Annotated in this window: 13 protein-coding genes; all 13 read right to left on the minus strand. The window is 65.2% G+C overall.

The window, feature by feature from the left end; genetic code table 11:
* Positions 1 to 194 precede the first annotated feature (194 nt).
* Positions 195 to 917 (minus strand): lytic transglycosylase domain-containing protein, encoded by a 723-nt coding sequence (locus ACQRCJ_RS11265; protein WP_303934170.1) that lies wholly within the window; start codon positions 915 to 917, stop codon positions 195 to 197.
* A 99-nt stretch (positions 918 to 1,016) separates the two neighbouring features.
* The gene (locus ACQRCJ_RS11270) at positions 1,017 to 1,472 is read right to left on the minus strand and encodes an ATP-binding protein (RefSeq protein WP_303955966.1); all 456 of its coding nucleotides are present in this window, start codon (positions 1,470 to 1,472) and stop codon (positions 1,017 to 1,019) included.
* 19 nt (positions 1,473 to 1,491) lie between these two features.
* Entirely contained in the window at positions 1,492 to 1,830 is a 339-nt protein-coding gene (locus ACQRCJ_RS11275; protein ID WP_427799826.1) for an STAS domain-containing protein, read from the minus strand.
* A 17-nt stretch (positions 1,831 to 1,847) separates the two neighbouring features.
* A complete protein-coding gene (gene sctR / locus ACQRCJ_RS11280) occupies positions 1,848 to 2,498 on the minus strand; it encodes a type III secretion system export apparatus subunit SctR (RefSeq protein WP_320620020.1) in 651 nt (216 codons plus the stop codon).
* Positions 2,485 to 3,681: a type III secretion system cytoplasmic ring protein SctQ gene (gene sctQ, locus ACQRCJ_RS11285; protein ID WP_427799827.1), complete on the minus strand. Its 1,197-nt coding sequence runs from the start codon at positions 3,679 to 3,681 to the stop codon at positions 2,485 to 2,487. The genes sctR and sctQ overlap by 14 nt, the downstream gene beginning before the upstream one ends.
* Positions 3,682 to 3,766: 85 nt before the next feature.
* Positions 3,767 to 4,390 carry a type III secretion protein gene (locus ACQRCJ_RS11290; RefSeq protein ID WP_168936125.1) on the minus strand — a complete coding sequence of 208 codons (624 nt, stop codon included), beginning with the start codon at positions 4,388 to 4,390 and terminating at the stop codon, positions 3,767 to 3,769.
* A 56-nt stretch (positions 4,391 to 4,446) separates the two neighbouring features.
* Positions 4,447 to 4,938 carry a type III secretion system stalk subunit SctO gene (gene sctO, locus ACQRCJ_RS11295; RefSeq protein WP_168936124.1) on the minus strand — a complete coding sequence of 164 codons (492 nt, stop codon included), beginning with the start codon at positions 4,936 to 4,938 and terminating at the stop codon, positions 4,447 to 4,449.
* A gap of 36 nt (positions 4,939 to 4,974) precedes the next feature.
* On the minus strand, positions 4,975 to 6,291 hold the full coding sequence (gene sctN / locus ACQRCJ_RS11300; protein WP_427799828.1) for a type III secretion system ATPase SctN: 1,317 nt from the start codon (positions 6,289 to 6,291) through the stop codon (positions 4,975 to 4,977).
* The gene (locus tag ACQRCJ_RS11305; protein WP_168936122.1) at positions 6,292 to 6,915 is read right to left on the minus strand and encodes an HrpE/YscL family type III secretion apparatus protein; all 624 of its coding nucleotides are present in this window, start codon (positions 6,913 to 6,915) and stop codon (positions 6,292 to 6,294) included.
* On the minus strand, positions 6,894 to 7,577 hold the full coding sequence (locus ACQRCJ_RS11310; RefSeq protein ID WP_168936121.1) for a SctK family type III secretion system sorting platform protein: 684 nt from the start codon (positions 7,575 to 7,577) through the stop codon (positions 6,894 to 6,896). The genes ACQRCJ_RS11305 and ACQRCJ_RS11310 overlap by 22 nt, the downstream gene beginning before the upstream one ends.
* A complete protein-coding gene (gene sctJ, locus ACQRCJ_RS11315; protein WP_278900436.1) occupies positions 7,577 to 8,371 on the minus strand; it encodes a type III secretion system inner membrane ring lipoprotein SctJ in 795 nt (264 codons plus the stop codon). Before sctJ ends, ACQRCJ_RS11310 begins: the two co-directional genes overlap by 1 nt.
* Positions 8,372 to 8,397: 26 nt before the next feature.
* Positions 8,398 to 8,994 (minus strand): hypothetical protein, encoded by a 597-nt coding sequence (locus ACQRCJ_RS11320; RefSeq protein WP_427799829.1) that lies wholly within the window; start codon positions 8,992 to 8,994, stop codon positions 8,398 to 8,400.
* A gap of 39 nt (positions 8,995 to 9,033) precedes the next feature.
* Positions 9,034 to 9,408, minus strand: a 375-nt coding sequence (locus ACQRCJ_RS11325; protein ID WP_427799830.1) for a tetratricopeptide repeat protein, incomplete at its 5' end; no start/stop codon positions are given.

Raw genomic sequence — 9,408 nt, forward strand, 5'->3', positions numbered from 1 at the left:
CTCTAAACAGGGAACAAAAGGGAACGGAGAAAGCAGAGGGAAAAGAGAGGATAGACAGGGAAAGGGCACCGGCTCAGGGCTGGAAGGGCTCAGCCGAGGCACCAGGGAGGCGAGGCTTGTGGCGGCCCCGCGTCAGCATAAAGGCTGGCAGAGGAGATGAGAGACGGCAGCAAGGGCTCCCGCCCCGCCTGTTCTTAAGAATGCGTCGGCTGGTCCGCAGGAATGTTCCGGTTCCAGTAGACCAGGACGCGCCGGACGAATTCCTGCGTTTCAGGAAAAGGCGGGATGCCGCCGTACTGCTCCACGCTGCCGGGCCCGGCATTGTAGGCCGCCAGGGCCAGCTCCACGGAGCCGAAGCGCTGCAGCTGGTGCATCAAATACTGGGAACCGGCATAGACATTGGCCCGGGGATCGAAGGGGTCGATGAGTCCCAGCTCCTCCTGTGTATGGGGCATGATCTGCATGGCCCCCTGGGCCCCTACGGGTGAGACCGCGGTGTGGTCAAAGGAGGATTCGGCCTGGATGACCGCCAGCACAAGCCCCGCGTCAAGGCCGAAGATCTCCTCGGCCTCACGGGCCAGACGGCGCCATTCCTCCGGTGCGGGGGGCACGATGTCGTCATGGATCACCGGTGCGGACGGCGGGCGAAAAGACGTACGCCGTGCCGGTGCGGCAGCAAAAGCCTGCCGCTCGTCCCGGTCAGCCGTTGATACGGCGGCCACGGTCATGGTCTGGGGGGCAGGAGCCGTCATGGCCGCTGCGGCCTGCCGGGCATCGCCCGGGGCTTTTTTCTGCGGCAGGGAAGCGACCCGTACCATGCGCGGCAGGACCTTCTGCTCCTGATATTCATGGGAAAGGATGCCCGTACCGGGCTGCAGGGGCACCGGCGGCAATGCCGCTTCCGGCGGAGGCGTCACATGCCCGGACGTCCGGGAGACACAGCCCCCGGCCGGCAAAAGGCACAGCAGCAGGCAAAAAAAACAGAAAATATGAAGGCAGCGGCTATCCTTCACGGCTCAATTTTCGTCGTGGGCAAGCTGGAAATAGAGTTCGATGGTATTGGTGCCGTCATCACCGCTGTAGCAGTGGTGCGCGGAAACGTTCTTGACCAGGTGGACGCCCAGACCGCCGATGGGGCGATCCTCTGCGGCCAGCGACGTGTCCGGCGTGGCGGTCTCCATGAACGGATCAAAAGACGTGCCCCAGTCCCGTATCCAGACGCAGAGAAAGGGCGCGCTGTCCATGCTCACCCGCTTGAAGCCCAGTTCCATCTGCCCCCAGTGGGCGCTCCTGTCGCCTTCCTGCGGGCAGGTGCCGGCATAGGCATAGGTGGCCACATTGACCAGCAGTTCTTCTACTGCCAGTTCCACGAAACCAAGGATGTCGGCGTAGTCGGCGGCCAAGTTTTCACGCAGGAATTCCATGGCCGGCGCGCAGCTGTCAACACGGGCGGGAAGCATGATTCTGGCCACAGCCTACCTCCTTGCCCTCTCAGCCGGCCAGAGCCGCAAGGGCTTCCTGCCGACTGTCCCGGACAGTCAGCATGGCGTTGAACCCGGAGATGCGGAACACTTCCGCCGTCATGGGCTGCAGGGAACAGAAGGCCAGCTTGCCGGCACAGGTCTTGAGCGCCTTGACGAGCCCCAGGATGCCCCGCAGTCCGGCGGAGCTGATGTATTCCAGCCGGGACATGTCGATGAGCAAACGCTGCTTGCCCGCTTCCAGCAGGGCGCGGGTCGCGTTTTCGAATTCCGGTGTCGTCGTGGCGTCCATGCGGCCTGCAAGCTCCACGATGGCGATACCGTCCTGTTCCGTTACGATGACTTCCATAGAACCTCCGAATCTGGCTACTGATAGCTGAGCAGCAGGCCCTGACTGATCTTCAGCCAGCCGTCCAGCGTCACGAACAGCAGCAGCTTGAACGGCAGGGAAATGGTCATGGGCGAAACCATCATCATGCCCATGGCCAGCAGGACATTGGAAATGATAAGGTCTATGGCAACGAAAGGCAAATAGAGCAAAAAGCCGATCTGGAACGCCTTGGTCAGTTCCGTGATGGTAAAGGCCGGCACCAGGATGAACATGTTGTCACGCGTGATGCTCTGCCGCTGATGCTCCGGCCATATGCGCTGGGCCGTACCCATGAATTCCTGCAGGATGGCGGGGCTGGTGTTCTTTTCCAGGAATTGCCGCAACGGCGGCGAGACGGCCTGCAGGGTCTCCAGCATCTCCGAAGGCTTCGGGTTCGCGCTGAACCGCTGTTCCTCCAGCAGGGCCTTGGTATCCATGGCCACCGGCGCCATGATGAAGACCGTCAGGATGATGGCCAAGCCGTTCATGACCATGGCAGGCGGCACCTGCTGCACGCCCAGCGCGTTGCGGACAAGACTCGTGACCACCACGATCTTCACGTAGGACGTGACCATCATGAGCAGGAAGGGCGCCAGCCCTAAGAGCGCCAGGCCCGCGATGAGATAGAGGGGATTAATCCCGGCCAGTTCCATCCCCGGCCCCCTGCGGCGTACCGCCGTCCTGTCCGGCAGCATGCATGCGGGTGATCTGCACGCCCGGCATGCCGCCCACATCCACCAGACGTCCCTGCGCCAGCAGCTGCCCCGCCACACGGATGTCCACGACGGGTGACGGCGTCTCGCCGCCCAGGGCCAGCGTATGCCCGGGGACAAGCGCCGCCAGTTCGTCCAGACGAAGATGCAGCCTGCCGATCTCAAAGACCACAGGCAGTTCCAGTGCCCCGACAGATGCGGGGGCCACCGTGGGGGCTTCTGCGGTGGGCCCATCGTCCTGGACGGCCCCGGCAGGGGCCAGCTGTTCTTCACGCATGCCGTCCTCGCTTTCTTTCTCTGCAGACTCCCGGCCGGGATCACCCATATCCGGCCCCAGCACGGACAAGATCCCTTCCCCAAGCCGGCAGGCCAGTGCCCTGCCCTGCGGCAGGCGCAGACGCGGCGTCTCAGGGGCCCAGCTCTCCGGCAAAAGGACATCCCCCGGGGCCAGCGTTGCCGCCTCGTCTGCGGACAGACGCATGCGCCCCGCTTCCAGCGGACAGGCCAATGTCCCCGTGAAACAGCCCCCGGCCTCCGTGCGCATGGGGAGCTGTTCCAGCCGCTCCAGCACATAGCGTGCGGCATTTTCCTTCGCCCAGGACAGACGCAGGAAGACAGCCTCACCACAGGGCAGATCCAGCCGCAGGGGCAACGAACCGCCCCAGGCAATCCCGGCCTGCGGTGTACCGCTAAAACGCAGTTCACAGCCCAGGAAGGGTTCCAGCCGTTGCAGCGCAGGCTGCAGCAAACGCTCCAGAACAGCCAGACACAATTCGCCGGGCAGGCGGGCAAAGGTCTGCTCCCCTGCGGGCAGGGCGCTGCGCCAGGCGGCAAGATCCGGCCTCAGGGCCAGTGCCTCCAGAGATGACCATTCCAAGCGCCACAGATCCTCGCCACTGCTCAGATACAGCACGGCCGCCGGAACAAAGGGAGCATCCTGCTCCGCGGTGGCCGCCGCGACATTGAACGACAACGTACAGGGAACAGGCTGCTCCGCACCGGCATCCAGCGCTACGGTCAGCGGCAGGGCCCGGCAGACGAGGGCATTGACCAGCCGCGCCTGCAACGGCGGCAGCGCTGGCGGGATGAAAGGCCGGGAAGGGATCACCTGGGACATGACTCACCTTTTCCGAAATCAGCGGGATCTGTCCGCTCCCCTTCGGAGGGGGAAAATATCGCGGCGCGCCGTGTGGCGGCCGTAGCTACTCCACGTCAGGGACGTAATCCTGGCGGCCCCGGGACTGCTGCCGGGCATCGCCTTCATTGCCGCCGTCCGCCCGGCTCTGGACGATCTCCACGCGAACGTTCTCGCCACTGCGCTCCAAAGCGCTGCGCAAGGCATCCTGTGCCCCCACCGCCGTCTGGAAGGACGCCGGATCGGCGCAGGCGAGCCGGATGAACAGCTGGCCGTCCTGCGCCCGGGCCAGACACAGCTCCGCGCCCGAAAGCGGGCCCTGCCCCAGGGTGATGCGGACTTCCGGGGAACCCTTGCCCGGCTCGGAGACCAGGATACGGTCCACCAGTTCGTTCACGAGGGCGTCCACATCCCCGGGAGCCGGAGCTGCCTGTGCGGCGCTCGTCTGCATGCTCTGCATGCGGCTGCCGAAAAGGCTGTCCAGCAGCGCCTGGGGCGACAGGGCATCCTGCCGGGAACCGCCCCGACCATTTTCCTGACCGCCCTGCCCGTCCCGTTCCCGGGATTCCTGCATGGCCCGGTCAAAACGTTCCTTGTCCCTGTCGTCCACGGGACGATCCGCGCCTTCACGCTCCGCCTGCATGCGGGAATCCGCTTCCTGCAAGCGTCGGGAACTGATCTCCATGCCCATGGGCACCTCCAGCATAAGCCGCCATGCGGATCCGGCCGAACACCCTGCGGGGGGCCTCAGGCATCGTCACTGGCGCGGGAAGGGGTGGCGAACTCCTCCAGCTCCAGATCTTCCAGATGCTCCTGCTCCCGTTTGGCGTTCTCCTGCCAGATGTCACGATGTTTCTCGATCTTCGCCGCTTCCCGGCGGGCCAGGGCCACGGCCCTTTGCGCACCGGTCACGGCCTGTTCCTGCTGCCGCACCTGCTCCTCCGCCTGGCGCACGGCCTGGAAGCGTTCCTGCTCTCCGGTGGCCAGCATGCCCAGAGAGGCCCGGAAATCCGCCACCTCTTCCAGAGAAAGGCTGGCCCCCAGGATGGCGGCATAACGCCGCTCCTCTTCTTCCTGCCGCCAGACGCGGTAGCGTTCCAGCTCGGCCTGCCGCCGCCCCACTTCCTCACGCGCCTGTACCAGCCGGCGTTCCTCCAGCCGCAAGGCGTTGCGGGCGGCGTCCTCCCGATAGTGGCGAACGGACAGCAGGGCCTGCAAGGGATAGAGTCGTTGCGCCATGATGCACCTTTGCCATATGCAGAGGCCGGGCCCCGCTTACAGCACGACCTTTTTCAGGGCCGCCAGGGTCTCCTCGAACGAACTTTTTTCCTCCAGCCCCTGGCGCAGGAAGGCATTGACCGCCTGGATATGCCCCAGGGCGAAATCCGCCTCGGCATCGGCCCCTTTCTTGTATTCGCCGATCTGCACCAGCAGCTCCACTTCCGCATACTTGGCCAGTATCTTGCGCAGGGCCTGGGCCGCGGCCTTGTGCTCCTTGTCCACCACGGCGTTCATGACGCGGCTGACGCTGGCCTGGACGTCGATGGCGGGATAATGGTTGGCAGCGGCCAGCTTACGCGAAAGCACGATATGCCCGTCAAGGATGGACCGGGTCTCGTCGGCGATGGGTTCGGTCATGTCATCACCTTCCACCAGCACCGTATACAGGGCGGTGATGGAGCCCTTGTCCGAATTGCCCGCCCGTTCCATGAGCTTGGGCAGTTCCGAGAAGACCGACGGCGGGAAGCCCCGGCGGGTCGGCGGTTCTCCGGCCGCCAGACCGATCTCGCGCTGGGCGCGTCCGAAACGGGTCACGGAATCCATCATCAGCAGCACGCTCTTGCCCTGATCGCGAAAATATTCGGCAATGGCCGTGGCCGTATAGGCGGCCTTGAGCCGCTCCATGGAGGAACGGTCCGACGTGGAGACCACGAGCACGGCCTTTTTGCGCCCTTCCGAACCGATGTCGCGTTCGATGAATTCCCGCACTTCGCGGCCGCGTTCCCCGATGAGCGCCAGCACGCAGACATCGGCCGTGCAGCCTTTGAGGATACTGGACAACAGCGTGGACTTGCCGCCGCCGGCTGCGGCGAAAATGCCCATGCGCTGCCCTTCCCCGCAGGTCAGCACGCCGTCGATGACGCGCAGGCCCAGGGAGATGGGCTTGCTGATGACCTTGCGGGTCATGGGATTGGGCGCTTCGGCCACCAGCGGATAGTGGGTGCGCGTCCTGATGGCCGGACCGCCGTCCATGGCCTGCCCCAGACCATCCACCACGCGGCCCAGCAGCTCATAGCCCACGGGGACGGAGAGTATCTCGCCCGTGGGGATGACTTCCGTGGCCGGGGAGATGCCCTGCATATTGCCCAGGGGCGACAGCAGGGCCACGTTCCTGACAAAGCCGACCACCTCGGCCTTGAGGCTCCAGTTTTCCCAGGGATTGCGCAGCAGGCAGAGTTCCCCCACCTTCACACCGGGAACCACGGCACGGATGATGGTGCCCACCACCTGCTCCACGCGTCCCCGCGTCTCCAGGGGATTGACGTCGCGGACGGCCTCTTCCAGCAGGTCGCCGATGTATTCGAAGGCCATCTACGACTCCCTGATCTTGCCCAGCAAGGCGTGCTCGATAGCCTTGAGCTGGGTCTCCAGGCTGGCGTCCACGACCCCCAGCTCGCATTCCAGGATGCAGTCCCCGGGCTTCATGCGGGGATCGGCCGTCACGTCCAGAAACGTGGCGCCGTTGGGAGCGGACGAGATCATGGCCGCCAGCGAGGTCCGCACCGCGTCCTTGTCGTCGGGAGAGACACGGATGAGCACACGCTGCTGGCTGCGCACGGCGTTCAGAGCATTGCGCACCACGCGCACCGTGCATTCCCGGTCGTCCAGCTCGCCGATGATCTTGCGTACGGCGGAGGTCACCACGCCCACGAGCTTGGCTTCCACGCCTTCGATGTATTCCACGGCCTGCATGGCCGTTTCCATCATCTTTTCGGCCTGCTCCATACGGCCTTCCATGAGGCCGTCCTCATAACCTGCCTGCCTGCGCTCCTCGTAGGCTTTTTCCGCCTCGGCAGCCATGGCGGCAGCCCGTTCCCGGGCAGCGGCCAGCACATCGTTGGCTTCCACAAGACGCGCATAATCGGCCGCGCGCAGCACCCGCACCCCAGGGGCGGGCATCACGGTATTGCCCGTCAGTCGAAACACGGCGCCCATGACGGAGCCACCTCCTTGAGCAGCAGTTTTTTCACCCCGCGCCACAGTTCGTGGCGTTCATCTTCCGTCAGGGACGGCAGCACGGCCGCCTCCGGCAGCGCGGGCAGACGATCGCAGACGCGCAGGGCCACGTCTTCCGGCCAAAGCCCGGCCACCAGACGCAGCGCCATATTGCCGTGCAAGGCACAGCGTTCCGCCAGGGGCAGATCCGTATCCCGCCACTGGAAGAAGCGCCGCACGCCCCCCAGCTGGTAGCGGCCCCGCTGCAGGGCGTACCGATACGTCTCCTCTCCCAGGGATTCCCGCAAGGGCAGAACCTCATCCCGCAGCAGCACCGTCGCGATGGCCGGAGCATGCAGGACAACGCCCGTCACCCGGCACAGTTCCAGCAGCGCCGGAACATCCAGAAGAGCCAGGCGGCGCGACTCCTCGGCGTAATCCCAAAAGGAGGCCTGCACGACAGGCCCGCTTTCAGCAGCGTCCGGCCCGTGCGTCAACGGGCGCTGCTGCAGCCAGGCCCAGAGGCTGTCCGCAGCTCCGCCCAGCTGTTCACGGCAGTCATCCGGCAGCCGCGGCCCGCCTTCCGGCAGATTGGCCTGCAGCAGGCGCTGCCACAAGGCCGGACGACGCGCGAGGACGTCTGCAAAAAACTGTTTGTGCATCAGGCCTCACCCTGCTTGCCGTTGTCATCCCCTTCCCCGGCCTCAAGGGCTTCACGGGCAGAGCGGCGACGGGCCAGCAGACGGCGACCATAGACCCAGCCGCCCACGCCCAGGGCCAGAAGCACGGCCGCCATGGCCAGCATCTGCAACAGCAGGGCGGGCGTATGGGCCCCCGGCGAGAGCAGCGGGGACGGGAGCTTCGTATCCGGTACCGTCACGCTTTCCCGCACCGGGACCAGCATCACGCTCACATTGTCGTATTTGAGCGAGGCCACGGCGCCCGCCACCAGTTCCCTGATCTCGGGCACAAGGTTGACTACGGGCGAATCCAGGGTATGGCGCAGGAAGACCGCCGCTGAGGGCGCAATGGTGATGTTGTTCACCTTGTCGTTGACGCCGAGCACCACGTGGACGCGGGCCGTCAGCACACCGTCGATGCGCGAGAGCGTGTCCGCCAGCTCCTGCGAAAGGGCGTAGGACATGCGGGCCTGGACCTCGGAGGTGGACGAGATCATGCCGTCACCGGCAAACACTTCCCCCAGGTTCTTGAAGGCTTCGCGCGGCAGGCTGTTCTCCTTGAGGACCTGCAGGGCGCGCACCAGCTGGTCGTCATCCACCAGCAGCGTATAGCCGTTTTTGCCTGCGGCCTGCTTTTCCGCCTCGATCCCCCGTCGCAGCAGGGTGGAAAGCATCTGGTTGGCCTGATCCTCGGACAGGCCGGAGTACATCTCCACCTTACAGCCGGAAAGGAGCAGAAGCAGGGAAAGCAGCAAAAAAAGCATGGGACGCAGCATGAAAAAACCTCTTAAGATACGGGTGCCTAACCGGACTGGCGCAGCAGGCCTTCCAGGCCTTGCGTCGTCTGCTGCGATGTCTGGACACCCACTTTGGCCTGTACGTTGAGCATGCCCACAAGCTGCTGCACATGCAGCAATTCCTGCGGGCTGATGGCCGCCCCCTGCGCGGAGACACGCTCCAGCAACTGGCCCAGCTCTTCCAGAACATCCTGGCGGGAGATCCCTTCGCTCTGGAAGACGGCCTGAGGCTCCGTCACCTCCTGCCCGGCGGGGACATCAGCGCCACCGGCTGCGGCGGGCTGCTCCACGGCAAGAGGATTCCCGCTCTGTTCCACAGCAAGAGAGCCTTCCGCCCCCGCTCCGTCAACTGGCGGGCACGGCATGGCTTCCGCCGGTCCCGGCAGGAGCGCCGCTGCCGACGATGCAGTGGGGCCGCCCTCACCGGCCGCAGCTGCGGGGCCTTCTGGCGGAGCCGTGGAGAGCGCTTCCTCGAAGGCCCGCACCAGCTCACGCGACGGCGCACCGGAAGGCCCCCCCCCGGAAGGCTCGCCCGCCCACTGGGAAAGCTTTTCCAAAGCTTCCAGCAGCTTGGTCGCCCCTTGTGCCGATGTGGGGATCATACGCCGTGCCTCCCGGTGGACAAAACGTCATGCCGCCGGTCAGGCGACTTCCATGACGGCCCGGGCCATATCGGCCGCAGCGCAATCCTGCGGAATGGCGGCAAAGGCCTGTTCCGCATCTCCTCTGCGCCCGGCCAGCAGACAGGCAAGGCCACGCATGGCAAGGGCGTCGGCATCAGCGGCATTATCCGCAAGGACCTGGTCCAGGATGGTGAGCGCGGTATCGAAATCGTCCACGACCACATGAGAAAATGCCAGCCCCACAAGGGCCGGCGCGAACCCCGGCCTGAGCGCCAGGACTGCCTGAAAAATGGTCCTTGCCTCCCCGACGAGCCCCTTTTGGCAGGCCAGATTGGCCAGATCCAGCAGGCGGGCCATCTGTTTTTCGGAAACCATATATCTCTCCCGTTTTAG

This window comes from Desulfovibrio sp. SGI.102 (assembly GCF_050314315.1).
GTDB lineage: Bacteria > Desulfobacterota > Desulfovibrionia > Desulfovibrionales > Desulfovibrionaceae > Desulfovibrio.